The organism is Lysinibacillus sp. NPDC096418, from assembly GCF_044762775.1.
Lineage (GTDB): Bacteria > Bacillota > Bacilli > Bacillales_A > Planococcaceae > Lysinibacillus.
In genome coordinates this window covers 239,874-256,571 of the sequence record NZ_JBIWEY010000003.1, presented here as the reverse complement: position 1 = coordinate 256,571, position 16,698 = coordinate 239,874, and the positions used below count along the sequence as shown (strand labels likewise).

The 16,698-nt window shown below is 36.6% G+C and carries 15 protein-coding genes; 7 read left to right on the top strand and 8 right to left on the bottom strand.

The window, feature by feature from the left end:
- The first annotated feature begins 30 nt into the window (after positions 1 to 30).
- Complete coding sequence (locus tag ACIQZG_RS05490) at positions 31 to 798, top strand: DeoR/GlpR family DNA-binding transcription regulator (protein ID WP_402754160.1); 768 nt, start codon at positions 31 to 33, stop codon at positions 796 to 798.
- Positions 799 to 908: 110 nt separating this feature from the next.
- Here ACIQZG_RS05490 and ACIQZG_RS05485 read toward each other — a convergent pair whose 3' ends face one another.
- Positions 909 to 1,679, bottom strand: a complete 771-nt coding sequence (locus ACIQZG_RS05485; protein ID WP_402754159.1) for a Cof-type HAD-IIB family hydrolase — start codon at positions 1,677 to 1,679, stop codon at positions 909 to 911.
- Positions 1,680 to 2,119: 440 nt separating this feature from the next.
- On the opposite strand from ACIQZG_RS05485, the gene ACIQZG_RS05480 reads away from it, so the two are divergent.
- From ACIQZG_RS05480 to ACIQZG_RS05470, 3 genes are all read left to right on the top strand, one after another.
- The gene (locus ACIQZG_RS05480; protein WP_402754158.1) at positions 2,120 to 2,329 is read left to right on the top strand and encodes a DNA-dependent RNA polymerase subunit epsilon; all 210 of its coding nucleotides are present in this window, start codon (positions 2,120 to 2,122) and stop codon (positions 2,327 to 2,329) included.
- Positions 2,330 to 2,334: 5 nt separating this feature from the next.
- Positions 2,335 to 4,002, top strand: coding sequence for a ribonuclease J1 (rnjA, locus tag ACIQZG_RS05475; RefSeq protein ID WP_402754157.1), 1,668 nt, complete (start codon positions 2,335 to 2,337; stop codon positions 4,000 to 4,002).
- Between the two features lie 308 nt (positions 4,003 to 4,310).
- Positions 4,311 to 5,084: a serine/threonine-protein kinase gene (locus ACIQZG_RS05470; RefSeq protein WP_402754156.1), complete on the top strand. Its 774-nt coding sequence runs from the start codon at positions 4,311 to 4,313 to the stop codon at positions 5,082 to 5,084.
- A gap of 99 nt (positions 5,085 to 5,183) precedes the next feature.
- Here the strand turns inward: ACIQZG_RS05470 and ACIQZG_RS05465 are convergent, their stop codons facing one another.
- Positions 5,184 to 6,014, bottom strand: coding sequence for a TetR/AcrR family transcriptional regulator (locus ACIQZG_RS05465; RefSeq protein ID WP_402754155.1), 831 nt, complete (start codon positions 6,012 to 6,014; stop codon positions 5,184 to 5,186).
- Positions 6,015 to 6,116: 102 nt separating this feature from the next.
- Between ACIQZG_RS05465 and ACIQZG_RS05460 the strand changes: the two genes are divergently transcribed.
- Positions 6,117 to 9,206, top strand: a complete 3,090-nt coding sequence (locus ACIQZG_RS05460) for an efflux RND transporter permease subunit (RefSeq protein WP_402754154.1) — start codon at positions 6,117 to 6,119, stop codon at positions 9,204 to 9,206.
- Positions 9,207 to 9,263: 57 nt separating this feature from the next.
- Here ACIQZG_RS05460 and ACIQZG_RS05455 read toward each other — a convergent pair whose 3' ends face one another.
- A complete protein-coding gene (locus ACIQZG_RS05455; RefSeq protein ID WP_402754153.1) occupies positions 9,264 to 9,968 on the bottom strand; it encodes a response regulator in 705 nt (234 codons plus the stop codon).
- Positions 9,940 to 11,571 carry an ATP-binding protein gene (locus ACIQZG_RS05450; protein WP_402754152.1) on the bottom strand — a complete coding sequence of 544 codons (1,632 nt, stop codon included), beginning with the start codon at positions 11,569 to 11,571 and terminating at the stop codon, positions 9,940 to 9,942. Before ACIQZG_RS05450 ends, ACIQZG_RS05455 begins: the two co-directional genes overlap by 29 nt.
- Before the next feature lie 453 nt (positions 11,572 to 12,024).
- Between ACIQZG_RS05450 and ACIQZG_RS05445 the strand changes: the two genes are divergently transcribed.
- Positions 12,025 to 13,287, top strand: coding sequence for a dicarboxylate/amino acid:cation symporter (locus ACIQZG_RS05445; protein ID WP_402754151.1), 1,263 nt, complete (start codon positions 12,025 to 12,027; stop codon positions 13,285 to 13,287).
- Positions 13,288 to 13,331: 44 nt separating this feature from the next.
- Here the strand turns inward: ACIQZG_RS05445 and ACIQZG_RS05440 are convergent, their stop codons facing one another.
- From ACIQZG_RS05440 to ACIQZG_RS05425, 4 genes are all read right to left on the bottom strand, one after another.
- Positions 13,332 to 13,748 carry a hypothetical protein gene (locus ACIQZG_RS05440; RefSeq protein WP_402754150.1) on the bottom strand — a complete coding sequence of 139 codons (417 nt, stop codon included), beginning with the start codon at positions 13,746 to 13,748 and terminating at the stop codon, positions 13,332 to 13,334.
- Positions 13,749 to 13,820: 72 nt separating this feature from the next.
- The gene (locus ACIQZG_RS05435; RefSeq protein WP_402754149.1) at positions 13,821 to 14,483 is read right to left on the bottom strand and encodes a potassium channel family protein; all 663 of its coding nucleotides are present in this window, start codon (positions 14,481 to 14,483) and stop codon (positions 13,821 to 13,823) included.
- Positions 14,484 to 14,657: 174 nt separating this feature from the next.
- A complete protein-coding gene (locus ACIQZG_RS05430) occupies positions 14,658 to 15,110 on the bottom strand; it encodes a TlpA family protein disulfide reductase (RefSeq protein WP_402754148.1) in 453 nt (150 codons plus the stop codon).
- A gap of 141 nt (positions 15,111 to 15,251) precedes the next feature.
- Positions 15,252 to 15,794 carry a peroxiredoxin gene (locus ACIQZG_RS05425; protein WP_402754147.1) on the bottom strand — a complete coding sequence of 181 codons (543 nt, stop codon included), beginning with the start codon at positions 15,792 to 15,794 and terminating at the stop codon, positions 15,252 to 15,254.
- A 351-nt stretch (positions 15,795 to 16,145) separates the two neighbouring features.
- Here ACIQZG_RS05425 and ACIQZG_RS05420 point away from each other — a divergent pair, with 351 nt between their 5' ends.
- Positions 16,146 to 16,688: a helix-turn-helix domain-containing protein gene (locus tag ACIQZG_RS05420; protein WP_402754146.1), complete on the top strand. Its 543-nt coding sequence runs from the start codon at positions 16,146 to 16,148 to the stop codon at positions 16,686 to 16,688.
- Positions 16,689 to 16,698 lie beyond the last annotated feature (10 nt).

Below are 16,698 nucleotides of genomic sequence, written 5' to 3'. Positions count from 1 at the left end.
ATTTGAGTAAATAACATTTGAGGTGATTCGATGTATACAATAGAAAGACAACAACAAATTTTGCAATTTGTAAGGCAGAATAAAGTCGTAAAATTAAAAACCTTACAAAAAGAATTTAATGTATCAATGGAAACGATTCGTCGGGATATCCATCAACTTGTACAAGGTAAAAAAATAGAAAAGTTTTATGGTGGGGTGAAATACATTGAGCCCGTAGAAGGATTAATAGACAGTCGTTTCAATCAACAATTAAACGAAAAAATCGCCATTGCTAAAGGGTGTGCTGCATTAGTAGAAGATGGGGATTGTATATTTTTAGATAGCGGATCGACAACTTATCAAATCACACAATTCTTACTAGACAAAAAGAACATTACTATTATCACCAATTCACTTCCGATTGCATTCGACCTGATTGGCTCTAATGTGGAAGTGATGATAATCGGCGGGAAAATCCGCCATTCAGAGAAATCGGTAACATCAAATGATTTTCTATTCCATTTTAAGCATCTCAACATTAACAAAGCCTTTATTTGCACAAGTGGTATCACCCTTGAAAAAGGCATTTCAGATTTCAATATAGACGAGGCAATTACTAGAAAAGAAATTATCAATATTTCTCAATCTGTCTATGTCGCAACAGATGCTTCAAAATTCAATAAAAATGTTGCCATTCAAGTATGTCCACTCGATATGGTAGACATGATTATCACGGATGACACCCTGGATCCCAATTCTATAAAACGATTTAACGAAGCAGGAGTACAATTAAAAACCGTAAGTACGACTATTTCATGAGTTAAATCAAAAAGCAACTAGTTCAGGAATTAATCCCTCGAACTAGTTGCTTCTTTCATTTTCTATATATAGAAATCGATTATTATCGTCCTCATTAATCAGTGCTTATGTTAAATAATTTTTAACTCTCGCATTATTTTTGCAAGGCCATCCGCATCTACGTGATCTGCTATATGTGTAGCGACAGCTTTTGCTTTATCGTGCCCGTTCCCCATCGCGACACCGACACCAACAGCCTCTAGCATCTCGACATCATTTAAACCATCCCCAAAGGCAATTGCATCCTCCATCGTCAAGTTCATTTTGGCTAGCAACTTCTCGATACCTGCAGCCTTCGAACCTCCCTTTGGCAAAATATCACAACAATACTTATGCCAACGTACAAATTGCACTTCTGGAAACTTTTGTTGATACAATTTTTCGTCTTTCTCTTCAATAAATATAAGTGTTTGATAGACATCGTTCTGCATATAATAAGATGAGTCGAGATTAGGGTACGGAAATTCCAACGTATTTAAGCTTTCTGCAACCCTATCATTGTCATCAACAGAAGCAATCATCTGCTTGTCGTCTAGAAATACGGCTGGTTCATTACGGGCCTGACCAAAAGCTACAATCTGACTTAAAGTTTCTTTATCTACGCCATTTGCATAGACAACCTCACCTTGGTAGACAACATACTGACCGTTAAACGTCACATACGTATTTATGTCAAGCTCGTCTAGTAATGACTCAATCATAAACGGCGCTCGTCCCGTAGCAATTGCTAACTCATATCCATTATTACGCGCTTCTAGTAAAGCTGCTTTCGCTGAAGCTGGTAACTGTTTTGTACTATCATAAAGTGTGCCATCTACATCAAAAAATAATATTTTTTTCATCGTTGAATTCCTTTCTTTATTTATGTTTTATCTGCAAAGCTTAATCACTTTACAATTACAAATTTATCCACTATAATGATCCTAAGGAGTGATGTGCCATGATGAAGAGACTTAAACAAAAATTGTTAAAGCAACTTCGCGGCCTGCTCGGTAAAAAATCAATTGCCTAACATTTGCCCTTCATTATTTGAAGGGCTTTTCTTTATTTTAGTGTAACCGCGTGATAATATAAAGGAAATGCATTTATTTGGCTATGCGCAACCACTGTCTCATTATTTAAAAATTGTTGTTAATTGAACAATTTAGGTAATGAGGTACAAGAAAGTCAAACGCTCATTTCTTTTACAGTATACTAGAAATTCGCGATTTTTTCTTGTAGTACGTGTGTGGTAATAGACAAAAATGCAATAATAATGTACGCAAATAAAGGAGAGTAAACCATGATTTACAAAGTTTATTATCAAGAAAAAGCAAATGATATTCCAGTTCGCGAAAACACTAAAAGTCTATACCTTGAAGCTGCTTCAGAGCGCGAAGTACGTCAAAAGTTACAAGACCGTAATTACAACATCGAGTTCATCCAACTGCTTGAAGGTAACTACCTTGATTACGAACAAGCTAGTCCGAACTTCATCTTGGAGGAAATTTGACAAACATGAAGTTTGTTAAGAATGACCAAGCAGCTGTTTTCGCACTTGGCGGACTGGGCGAAATCGGCAAAAACACTTATGGCGTTCAATTTCAAGACGAGATTATTCTAATTGATGCCGGCATTAAATTCCCAGAAGATGATTTACTAGGAATTGACTATGTAATTCCAGATTACACGTATTTAGTACGTAATGTCGATAAAATCAAAGGGTTATTTATTACGCACGGACACGAAGATCACATTGGTGGTATCCCGTACCTACTGCGTCAAATAAATGTTCCTGTATATGGCGGTAAGCTTGCGCTTGGTTTACTACGTAACAAACTAGAAGAACATGGCTTATTACGTACAACAAAACTTATCGAGATTAAAGAAGAAGATATTGTTAAATTCCGAAAAACATCTGTCAGCTTCTTTAGAACGACACACAGTATTCCTGATGCTTATGGTATTGTGGTAAAAACGCCACCAGGTAACATCGTGCATACTGGTGACTTTAAATTCGACTTTACGCCCGTGGGTGAACCAGCTAACCTAACAAAAATGGCTGAAATCGGGCGCGATGGCGTACTATGTTTACTATCTGATAGTACAAACGCTGAAAAACCTAACTTTACAATGTCTGAACGTACAGTTGGTAAAAGCATTGATGAGATTTTCCGCAAAGTGGATAGCCGTATTATCTTTGCTACCTTTGCATCAAACATCCATCGCTTGCAACAAGCTACAGATGCAGCCATAAAATACGGTCGTAAAATTGCTGTATTCGGGCGTTCAATGGACAATGCTATTACAATTGGCCGTGAACTCGGTTATATTAATGCACCTAAAGATACTTTCATTGACGCACAAAGCATTAATCGCTTACCTGCTAACGAAGTAATGATATTATGTACAGGCTCTCAAGGTGAACCAATGGCTGCACTTTCTCGTATTGCCAATGGTACACACCGTCAAATCCAAATTCAGCCTGGTGATACTGTAATCTTCTCTTCTTCACCAGTACCAGGTAACACAGTGAGCGTCAATAAAATTATCAACTTACTTTTCCGTGCAGGTGCAGAGGTTATTCATGGCGCACTTAATAATATCCATACATCAGGACACGGTTCTCAAGAAGAACAAAAACTGATGTTACGCCTAATGAAACCTAAATTCTTTATGCCGATTCACGGTGAGTACCGCATGTTAAAAATGCATACTCATTTAGCGGAAAATTGTGATGTCCCTCTTGAAAATACGTTCATTATGGAAAATGGTGATGTTCTTGCATTAAGCACGAACGAAGCAAACGTAACTGGTCGCATCCCTTCTGGTGATGTATATATTGACGGAAATGGTATTGGAGATATCGGCAATATCGTTTTACGCGATCGCCGTATACTTTCTGAAGAAGGCTTAGTAATTGTTGTCGTGAGCGTGGATATGCAGCAACAAAAAATGGTTTCTGGACCTGACATTATTTCACGTGGATTCGTCTATATGCGTGAATCAGGTACAATGATAAACGAAGCACAAAAAATGTTAAATCGTCATTTAAACGGGGCAATCCAAGGCAAAACGCCTCAATGGACTGAACTTAAAAATGAAATTACTGACGTTTTAGGACCTTACTTATTCGAGAAAACAAAACGTCGTCCAATGATCTTACCTATAATTATGGAAGTATAGTTTTCTATGATTAGAGAAGCTACGCAAATTTTGCCTAGCTTCTTTTTTTATTTTATTTTCAAAACATTGAAACCTCTTTATTTTTTTTTCGTATATAGTAATACAAACTCAAAAAAGGAGCGGTATACGTTCGATAAAATCATCAAATCCTTATTAAAAGGTACATCATCAAGCCACCGTCGCCATTCGTCAAGCAGTCGCCGTAAATATTCAAAGCACCATAATTATTACGGTCACAAGCTTTATAAAGGCAGTCGTCGAAAAAGTTCACGTAGTTTCTTTAGCTCACACAGCTTCTTCAGTAGCTAATGTGGTGGCAAAAATCACGTGAAACGAAGTTCGATAAAAATGTTCAATACTATATTACAAAGCATACTGATTTTACATTTATCAAATTTCTTGGGTACGGCTCATACGGTAGAGCTTACTTAGTTGAAGAGAATTTTTCTCAAAAACAATATGTATTGAAATGTCTTCGGCCCAAACACCGTCGTTCTCAAAAAACGAAACGAAAATTTATGCAAGAAATTCAAATGCTTGAACAATTAGCTCTACCCTTTATTCCTTCTATAAAAATGACAGGTATACTTCTAGATTTACCGTTTTTTGTGATGGATTATTTAGACGGGCAAACATTTGAACAATTAATATTTGACGATGGGCAAAAGTTTACAATCACTGAAGCACTTTCTATTACACAACATTTGTTAACACAAGTCATCTCACTACATAATAAAGGCATCGTGCACCGTGATTTACGTATTCCTAACATCCTACTTGTGAAAGGAAATCTTCATATAATCGACTTCGGCCTGGCAACCTATATAAAGGAAGTTGATTTTGCAACAATTCGTAATCCTAAGCGAGCTGAAAATCATATTAGCGACTTATATTTTGTAGGACATTTTTTATTATTTTTACTATACTCCACCTACGAGCCTACTTCACGCAAAGAAAAAAGCTGGCAGGAGGAACTTTCTCTGCCAATAGAAGTCGCTTGTTATCTTGAAACGTTACTTTGCATCAACGAACCTTTCAAAAATGCCGAAGATGCTTTGAAATCATTACCAATAAAAAAATAAAAATGTTCAACATTACTTGTGAACATTTCTATTTATCGCATGTACCTAACTTACAATTGTATCTATCTCTTTACTAGCGAAACATCATAACGCTCGCTTCTACAACTCAAAATATTTGAAAAGTACATAAGCTGTCCATTTGCAATCTTCTAAATGTCTAACATTTCCAATTAATCCTTTAACGATTGCTTTGCTTAGTGTTTGATGATCAATTTGTTCTTTTAAAAGCTCTAATGATTCGCGTTCAATTGATTCTTCTAAACCTTCAATATTTTGGTCAAGTAATTCATGTAACTTACCAATAGAAATATCCTGGTCAAATGGATTTTCTACGATTTGTGCCAATTCCTTTGGAACACATGGAATGGTCATGTATTTTGCTAGTATATTTGTTTTTTCAGCTAACGAATTTGATATAATTTCTAAGTCCAATGGTAACTCATGAAATAAAAACAACTCAGAATAGCTCCTCATAAAACCTTTTATACAATAGACAAGATCATATTTATTATCGCTCATTTTTTCTCCGTAGAGTTCTTCTAACATGCGAATAATCGATTGCGTCATAATTATTTCATAAGAATTTACTTTCTTGAACAGCTCCTTATTAGGTGTTAGTGCTTGCTCTTTCATCAAAAAACGCGCTGCTTGAGACTTCTCATTGAATCTTTTAAAAATGCATTTATAAAATTCAACCAACAAATCCCGTTTAGTTTCTGCACTTCTGACTACCAAGTCAACATCGACAATAAACTGTTGCATATAGTGGTCGATCATATATAAAATCAATTCATCTTTAGTTTTAAACGATAAGTAAAACGCTCCTTTAGAAATCCCGCAACGTTCTGTAATTTGCTGTACTGATGTAGCTTCAAAGCCTTGTTCTGAAAAAAGCTCTAATGCTTTTTCCATAATTAATTGTTTTTTCATCATAGTTATTAATCGCTCCTAGGGCATATCATTGACAAATGACTAATTGGTCATTAGTATAAATAATTGAATCAAGTAAGTCAATAAAGGGTAGGTGTAAAGGTGAAAGGTTTAGTTAATTTTGTATTGAAAAATAAATTGGCAGTTTGGTTACTAACAATCATCATCACTGTCTCGGGTATTTATTCAAGTACTCGTATGAAAATGGAAACAATACCAGATATCTCAATCCCTTATTTAATGGTAATGGGTGTATATCCTGGTGCAACACCCGAAAAAGTAATGGATGAAGTATCGATTCCTTTTGAAAAAGCTATCGAGGGGCTCGAAGGCATAAAGACTGTCTATTCAAATTCAAGCTCGAATATTGCTAGTATTCAGGTTGAATACGATTATGGTGTCGATATGGACGAAAAAAAACGTCAGCTTGAATCAGCATTAGATAATGTGAGTTTACCTGAGGGCGCACAAGCACCAATGATTACTGCAATTAGTATGAACATGATGCCAGTCATCGCTCTTTCAGTAAGTAGCTCTGAAGAAGATATCGTCGAACTGACATCAACGGTTCAAGATATACTATTACCGAAAATCGAAAAAATCAATGGTGTTGCCTCTGCTACAATTACAGGTCAACATATCGAAGAAGTTGCGTTTACGTATAATGAAGCAAAAATGGCTGAACTTGGGTTAACAGAAGACTCTGTAAAACAAATGATTCAAGCAAGTGATATGGCTATTTCATTAGGTTTATATGAATTTAAAGAAGGCGAGCAAGCCGTTGCCGTTGATGGTAAATTCACAACAATCAATGAACTGAAAGAAATGCTCATCCCTGTCACACCTAGCGCAACAAATCCATCACCATTTGTGAAATTAAGTGATATCGCGAAAATTGAAACGATTGGTAAAGTACAATCGATTTCACGTACAAACGGTGAAAATGCAATTGCAATTCAAATTGTCAAAGGCCAAGCAGACAACACAGTTGATGTTGTCAACCAAGTTAAAGACTTAATTAAAGAAGAAGAAAAAAATATCGATGGATTAATCGTTGATATTTCGCTTGACCAAGGTAAACCAATTGAAGATTCTGTTTTCACAATGATTGAAAAAGCTGTATTCGGTGGTTTAATCGCGGTCTTAATTATCCTGCTATTCCTAAGAGATTTCAAATCAACGATTATCTCAATCGTTTCTATACCAGTTTCATTATTTATGGCACTCTTACTATTAAACTGGATGGATATTTCATTAAACATTATGACGCTAGGTGCTATTACAGTAGCGATAGGTCGTGTCATCGATGACTCCATCGTTGTAGTAGAAAATATCTATCGTCGTATGCATCTTGAAGATGAAAAACTAACGGGCCGTGCGTTAATTCGAGAAGCAACGATTGAAATGTTTAAACCAATTGCTTCGTCAACATTAGTAACCGTTGCAGTATTCGCACCACTTATTTTCGTTGGTGGTATGGTTGGCGAATTATTCATGCCTTTCGCATTAACGATGACATTTGCACTTGGGGCTTCCCTACTTGTGGCAATTACGATCGTACCTGCCCTATCCCACTTCTTATTTAAGAAGAAATTGTATGGAACAAAAACTGCTAGTAGCCATAAAGAAGTTGGAAAACTAGCACTATGGTACAAAGGAATTTTAGAAAAAGCTTTAAACCATAAAATTATTACATCTGTGCTTTCAGTATTATTATTAGTCGGTAGTTTAGCGTTAACACCTTTAATTGGTTTCAGCTTCATGGGTAGTGAAGAAGAAAAAGTGATGTACTTAACATACACACCAGCTACAGGTGAGTTAAAAGATGAGACTTTAGCTAATATCGAAACAGTTGAAAAAGAATTAATGAAAAACGACGATATCGACATTTTACAATTATCTGTTACAGATAGTGACAGTGCCGATATGCAATCGATGATGATGGGCGGCGGTGCTGGTGGCGCCTTAATGTATCTGATTTTTGATCCAGATATGGAAGACTTCCCGGCAGCTCGTGAAGAAATCGAGGAATATGTTTTCAATATCGGTCAATCGGGTGAATGGAAGAGCCAAAACTTCTCGGCGATGTCGATGTCTTCTAATGAAGTCAGCTACACATTCTACAGCGAAAGTTTAGATAAACTGGGCTCAGCTGTGAAAATGGTAGAAGACGTTATGAAAGATAATAAACGTCTTAAAGATGTTTCTACAAGTATGGAAGATGCTTACGTAGAGCATGTATTTAAAGTAGATCAAGCAAATGTCTTACAATATGGCTTAACAACAGGTCAAATTGTAATGGCACTAAATACAACTTCCACAAAAGAGGTGTTAACAACACTTCAAACTGACGGCAATATACTTGAAGTTGTCGTACAAAAAGAAAAAGCAGCTGCTGCCACATCCATTGAGGATGTACTAGCAACGCAAATCCCTACTGCTCTAGGTACAACAATGCCACTTTCTGAACTAGTAACAGTTGAAGAAGGTACAACATTGAATACATTATCTCGTAGTGCTGGCGAATACTATGCAACAGTATCTGGTACGATTTTAGACGCAGATATTTCAAAAGCAACATCTGAAGTAGATGCAGCGATCGATAAATTAGATTTACCTAAAGGTGTATCTGTTGGTGTTGCAGGCGTTGCAGCTGATATGCAAGAAACATTTACACAATTAGCTGTAGCAATGCTTGCAGCAATTGCGATTGTTTATTTCATTTTAGTCGTAACATTCGGTGAAGGGATTGCACCATTTGCAATTCTATTCTCACTACCGTTTGCTGTAATTGGTTCATTCGTAGGTCTCTTTATTGCTGGCGAGACGATTTCAGTATCTGTTATGATGGGCCTTCTCATGTTAATTGGTATCGTGGTCACGAATGCGATCGTACTCGTTGACCGAATTATCCACATGGAACGCGACGGAATGATAATGCGTGACGCTATCCTCGAAGCAGGGGCTACACGTTTACGCCCAATCCTGATGACAGCTATTGCAACAGTTGGCGCATTAGTACCTATGTTATTCGGTGCAGCTGGTGGCGGATTAATTTCTAAAGGCCTTGCTGTAACAGTTATCGGTGGTTTAACAAGTTCTACATTACTAACACTTGTAATTGTACCGATTGTATACGAGGTATTATCAAAAATGTTTAAGAAAAACCGTAAAGATATAGCAGAAAACTAAAAATTCAGCCCCTATAAAATAGACCTTAAAAAGGCTATCTTATAGGGGCTTTTTGACTTAAATATAATAGCGATGAATGGGACGACCAACACTGCCATATTGAATATCTACCTTTAACTTTGATTGTTTTTCTAAAAAATCTAAATAACGGCGCGCAGTTACTCGAGCAGTACCTATATAGGTCGCTACTTCCTCCGCAGATACTGCTTCATTACTTTCTTCTATATACGACAGTACCTTATCTAACGTTGCACGATTAAAACCTTTCGGCAATTCTTCAATTTCAATCTTCTGAGTTGGTATCAGTACATTGTTTAGCTCGGGTAAACGCTGCTGCATTAAATGGTCAAGATCATGTTGTGTTAAATCTTGCATATCCTTCATTTTGGCTTTATATGCCTGATAATTTTTTAACGTTTGCTCAATACGCTCAAACGTAAAGGGCTTCATAATGTAATCATAGACGCCAAGGTGTAGGATTCTTTGTATCGTTGGCATATCATTCGCCGCTGTTACTGCAATCACATCAACAATAAGATGTTCCTCACGAATTTTTCCTAACGTCACCATGCCATCCTGCTCCGGCATAAAAATATCCATAAACACCAGGTCCGGTTTTAACACCTTAACCTTTTCTAGACCTTCAATGCCATTCCCTGCATAACCGACAAGCGTAAATCCTTCAATACGCTCGATAAATTGCCTGTTCACCTCTCGCACCATCGGATCATCTTCAATGAGTAATACGTGTATTGTCTCCATCATTATTTTCTCCTAACTCAAACAGTATTAGAAAGCTTGTACCCTCCATAAATTCACTAGTTACTTCAATTTCCCCGTGTCCTTTTGTCACTATTTCACGAATTAAATGTAAGCCGATACCTCGATTTTCTCTTTCCTTAGTGGAAAAGCCATTTTCAAACATTCGAGCACGCACCTCTTCACTCATCCCTATTCCATTATCGGAAACTGCAATAGCGAGAAAGCCGTCATGCTCATCAACTGAAATCGATACATACTTATCTTCTTTCGATAAAATATTTAACGCTTCAAACGCATTTTCAATTAAATTACCAAATAACACGACAAAATCATGGTGATCTAATAACGCTGGAAAACGTTTAAAATGACTCTTTTGGTCAATTTCCACCTGTATACCTAACTCTTTACCATAACTAATCTTACTTAGCAGCAACCCAGAAATATTTTCATTATGGAAGCGTTCATTTAAAAATTTTGTTAAGGATGCTTCACTTTCTGTCGCCGTCGTTACATATTCGAGCGCTTGCTGCGTATGACCTAACTGCAGTAAACCGGCAATTGTATGTAATTTGTTTTTATGCTCATGTGTCTGTACTCTCAATGCCTGAACAAACGCTTTAACTCCTGTGACTTCTTCAGCGAGTTTCTTCACGGTAGTTAAATCCTTAAACATCGCTACCGCACCAACAATCTCATCATTCACACTGATTGGTACACGATTACTCAAAATACTATGATGGTTAATGTATAGTTCCTGATTATAAATAGCTGTTCCCGTTTCTACAATTTCAGGTAGGCGTGTATCTGGTAATACTTCATAAATTTTCTTACCTATATAATTTTCAGTTCCCGTCCCAACACCTAAAATATTACCAGCCTTTTCATTAAAAATCGTAATATTCATGTCTTTATCGACAGCTATGATACCTTCATGCATCGCATTAAATGTTTCTGTTCGCTCAACATACATTTTGGCAATTTCGTGAGGTTCAAGTCCAAACATTTGTCTTTTTATATGTTTTCCCAGTGTATATGCGCCCCAAGTACTGAAAATCAGAGACATCAGTATCGTGATAATTATTTCATGCTTGTAACTTTCAATCATTTTTATGAATGTAGGCATCGGATACCCAACAATAACAATACCAACCTGTTCTTTCCTATCATCAATTACGGGCGCAAATGCACGGATCATCACGCCAGCTTCCCCTCGCGCCTTTGAAATATAATAATGTTCACTAAATGCAGCACTTAAATCTTTCGATTCACTAAGTCTCCCTAGTTCCTTACGTGATGGATGCGAAAGCTTCATACGATCCATATTCATGACGACTATATACTCCGCTTTATTAATAATCCGAATTCCCTCTACAAGCGCATTAATATTTGTCGCAGTTTCTTTAATATCCGTCTTTTTCAAATGCGTATTCAACTCTGGCATATTTGAAACTGTACGTGCTACAAGCATTGCACGTTGTTCAATATCTTTCTCCTGCTCTGAAAGTAGATTACTAAGGACAAAAATGCCACCAAGTAAAAAGGAAAACGCAATGATTAAAAATGTCACTAAAAGTATTTTCCCATTCACAGGCATTTTCACCATTTAGTAAGTTCCCCTTTCTAATCTATAACTGCACTATTGGCAATCCACCAAATAGTCGCATATATCATTTCTTTTCGATTCGGTAGGTCATTACTATAATATAGTAATATCCTTATTAGACTATGGTCAAAATATTATTTCTGCAATTTTTCTAATAGTGTGCACAATGATCTCTGAACTTAATGAACAATATTACAAAAATTCTGCATAAAACCTAATAATTCATTCTCTCAATATTTTTGTATTATAACAATTCTACATTATTAACACCGTACCATAACAGTTTAAAGACTTGAAACTACTGCAATTTCAGTATTTTTTTGTTTTATGTACTTAATGAACGTTATGTTCCTTATTTTCTAAACCCCTTTTTTCAACAAATATTCGCTATGATAATGCTAACAAGATTGAAAGCGATAACAAATAGAATATTTAGATAAGGGGTAGCGAAAAATGAAATTACTGAAAAACTTAACGGTTCAGGTTATTATAGCCATCATTTTAGGTGTCATCGTCGGGGCAATGTTCCCTGAATTCGGCGCAAGTCTTAAAATTTTAGCAGACTTATTCATCAAGCTGATTAAAATGTTAATTGCTCCGATTATTTTCTTAACGGTTGTCATCGGTATTGGTAGCATGGGCGATATGAAAAAGGTTGGGAAAATCGGAGGAAAAGCATTGCTTTACTTCGAAATTGTTTCAACAATTGCACTTGCAATCGGTATTACTGTTGCATTAATCGTTAGCCCTGGTACAGGCTTAGATACATCAGGCGCTAATGATGCAGATATTTCAAAATATACAACAGCAGCTGAAGAAGCTGATCAAGGCTTAGGTGCTTTCATCTACAACATTATTCCAGACAACGTAGTAGGTGCGTTAGCAAACGGTGATTTACTTCCGGTATTATTTTCAGCAGTATTATTTGGTTTAGCAGCCGCTTCTATTGGCGCTCCTGCACGACCTGTTATTACATTTTTTGAGCAAGTAGCAGAAATTTTCTTCAAAATCGTTGGAATGGTCATGAAAATTTCACCAATTGGTGCGTTCGGTGCCATGGCTTATACAATCGGTAATTTCGGTTTAGAATCATTAAGTAATCTAGGATTATTAATGGCGTCAGTATACATTACAATGTTCCTATTTGTTGTATTTGTATTAGGCTCAATTGCAAAATTCTTTGGCTTTAATATTTTCAAGTTTATTGCCTACCTTAAAGACGAAATTTTCTTAGTAATTGGAACTTCATCATCAGAATCTGCTTTACCTTCAATGATGCGTAAATTAGAAAACTTCGGTTGTTCAAAACAAGTAGTTGGATTAGTCGTACCAACCGGCTACTCATTCAACCTTGACGGTACTTCCATCTACTTATCGATGGCTGCTTTGTTCATCGCACAGGCTTATGGAATGGACTTAACGTGGATTCAAATCATTACACTACTTGGGATTTTAATGATTACATCGAAAGGTGCAGCTGGGGTAACTGGCTCCGGTTTCATCACACTTGCAGCAACTCTTGCAGCCTTCCCTATGATTCCAGTTGAAGGGATTGCGCTACTGATTGGTGTTGACCGCTTTATGTCAGAAGCTCGTGCCGTAACGAACTTAATCGGTAATGGTGTAGCATGCGTTGTTGTCTCAAAATCTGAAAAAGAATTTGATGTAAGTATGCAAGAAAGAGCTCTACAAGGGAAAATAAACATCACATCATAAAAATGGGTAGTGGTAACAGTATTTTACTGTCGCCACTACCCATTTTACTTACCATATCGTTCGAGTAAAAGCTCTGTATTCGTCGATTGTTCAAGTGCCTTTTTCTCATCAGCCCAATAAATTAAATACTGACTGTCCTCCAACGTGAATAACATCGATTTCAGCTCTTCACTAAGTTCAGCACTAATCGCTACTTTTAAAATATCGACCTCATATAAAGGTTCGCCACCTATTTCATATACAATATGATAGGCAGGTTGTTCTTCAAATAAGTTTCGTTCTTTTTTCGACAGTTCTCTTACGTGACTTAGTGGATTTTTCTCCATATACGACTGAAGGTCTGCACCTTCCACGCGCACTAACCTTTTCTCATTTCGAAATAATTCCAATGCATCTCGCTCATATGCATGATCTACTATATTCATAATCGCTTCTTTCTCGCCTTTTTCACGAAACTGCATCGTGAAGCCTCCTACGAGTAATAAAGCTGCAAATAGTATAAGCCGCCCTCTTCGCTTTGTCATACTCTCACCTTATCCATGTAACGCCTTTTTTACAAAGCGATTAATATCAACATCCGCACCAATAACCAGCATAATATCCCCTAGTAAAATTTTATCACTTGCCTGTGGAGAAACAATGATTTCATCGCCTCGTTTAATACCAACGATATTAATGCCATACTTCGCGCGAATATCCAGATCTACAACAGAATAGCCAGCAATTGCATCATTCGCTTTTATCTCCATAATGGAGTGCTCATCAGAAAGTTCTAAGTAATCGAGCACAGTATTCGACATTATATTATTGGCAATACGAATCCCCATATCACGCTCAGGATGGACGATATAATCTGCTCCAATTTTACGTAGCACTTTTTCATGATAATCATTTTGTGCCTTCACAGTAATTTGTTCTACACCTAATTCTTTTAAAATAATAGTTGTTAAAATACTAGCCTGGATGTCCTCTCCAATTGCCACGATAACGTGTTCGAAGTTACGAATGCCTAATGAATTCAGTACGGACTCGTCTGTTGAATTGGCAATAACGGCCTGTGTTGCTATTGAGGCGTACTCGTCCACTCGTTCAGAAGAATTGTCAATCGCCATTACTTGCGCGCCCAGACTGATCAATTCACGAACGATACTCCCTCCAAAACGTCCTAATCCAATAACGGCAAATTCTTTTTTCATCATATTAAACTCCTCCGAATACTACTATTGCTCCTAGTGTACCTTATTCAATGACATATGTACCGTAAAAAGTAGTAAACTAAATAGCGTTTTAACTAGTTATTCTCCGGTACATTGATTGATGATAAAAAAGGGCGAGGAATCTAACTCATCCTCGCCCTTCAATCATAGTAATTATACGTTACGCATTTCATCTAACACACGATTTACGCGTTTTTCTAACATTTTCATGCCACTTCCGCCAGCTTGCATGTGACGAAGTTGACCATCTTTATCGAATACAAAATACGCTGGAACGTATTGGTTTGCAAATGCATCTGTTAATTTTAATTCGCCATCAACGAAGATAGGTTGTGTAATATCATGTTCAGCTGCAACTGCTTTAATTGTTTCTAAATTTGTATCTTCCTCTGAACGAGGCATATGCACAGCGATAACGTTTAACTCATCTTTATATTGATCACGGAAATTATTAACTTCAGGCATTGCTTCTTTACATAAATAGCAGCTTACCGACCAAAAGTGAATAAGTGTCGGTTTTTCCCCAACTAAATCTGCTTTCGTTACTTCACCATTTAACCAAGTTGTTGCGCCTGTAAGTTCAGGCATTTGTTCACGAAGTTTCATTAATATAATCCTCCTTAGTTAGCTCTACACCACAATATCTGGTCGCAGACATTACTTCAATTAAAGTAAAGTACAAATGACTCTTTTCGTTTGAAAAATCCCCACAATAAACACCGTGGGGATTCACATTGTTGATCAAAATTATAGTGTTGCTTGACCTGGGCGCCAGTTAGCTGGGCAAAGTCCACCTGTTTGTAATGCTTGAAGCACACGTAAAGTTTCATCTACGTCACGGCCAATGTTGTTGTCAAACACTGTTTGATATTTTAATTCGCCTTCTGGGTCGATGATGAATAGACCACGTAGAGCGATACCTTCTTCTTCAATTAAAACACCGTAGTCTTTTGCAACTTTGTGATTTGTATCAGCTGCTAATGGGTATTTTAACTCGCCAAGACCATTTTGTGTGCGGTCCGTGTTAATCCAAGCTAAGTGCGTGTGAATTGTGTCTGTTGAAACACCGATTACTTCTGCATCTAAGTCTTCGAATTCGTCGTAACGATCACTCATTGCAGTGATTTCTGTCGGACATACGAAAGTAAAGTCCATAGGATAGAAGAAAAGTACAGTCCACTTATCTTGCCCTTTGATTTCTTCTAAAGATACTTTACCGAAAGATTTGTCAGCAAGTACTGCTTCCATTGTGAAGTCTGGTGCTAGTTTACCTACCATACGTTCTGCCATGTTAATTCCCTCCGAATACAATTATGTAATATTTGCTCATTCGCTAGTGATGCGAATCCACCTTCTACCATAACAAAGTTAAGTCATTTTTTCAATTACACAATTATTCCGAAAACGAATCTTATTCACTAGCTATTTAACACCAATATTTTCTACATATTACACATATTTAGTATTTCATTTTTCAAAAAATCACTCATTAATTTTAATCTATATTTTTTACATAAAAACGATTGATTTTTTTTTTTGATTATGTATAATAATAATGTTTTTGTAAACTAAAAGTTTTGTTAAAGTAAACTTCAATTATCTGAAGTTTAGCAATCATAAACTTCTTCTAGGAGGGAAATAATGCAAATTGGAAGTAAAATCAAAGCGCTTCGTTTGACAAAAGGTCTCACCCAAGAAGAGCTTGGCGAACGAACAGATTTAAGTAAAGGCTATATTTCACAATTAGAACGTGATTTAAATTCACCTTCCATTGAAACACTTTTTTCATTGTTAGAAGTGTTAGGATCGACACCTAAAGAATTTTTTGATGACGAGGCACCTGAACAAAAAGTGGTTTATACAGAAGAAGACCAATCGATATATACCGATGAAGATAAGAAATATGAAATTCAATGGCTTATTCCAACGTCGAATGAAAAAGAAATGGAACCTATATTCTTAACACTAGCAGCTGGTGGTGAATTTAAACAATTCGAACCTTCACTGTCTGAAACATTTATTTATGTTGTCAAAGGGCGTATTCGTCTCGTTTTAGGGAAAGAACAATATATAGCAAGTGAAGGCAATGCCGTATATTTTGATGCGGCAGACCATCATCAAATTTTTAATGCTCAAGACGAAGAGACAAAAATTTTACTCGTCGCAACGGATTCATACTTATAGCTTAAGGAGG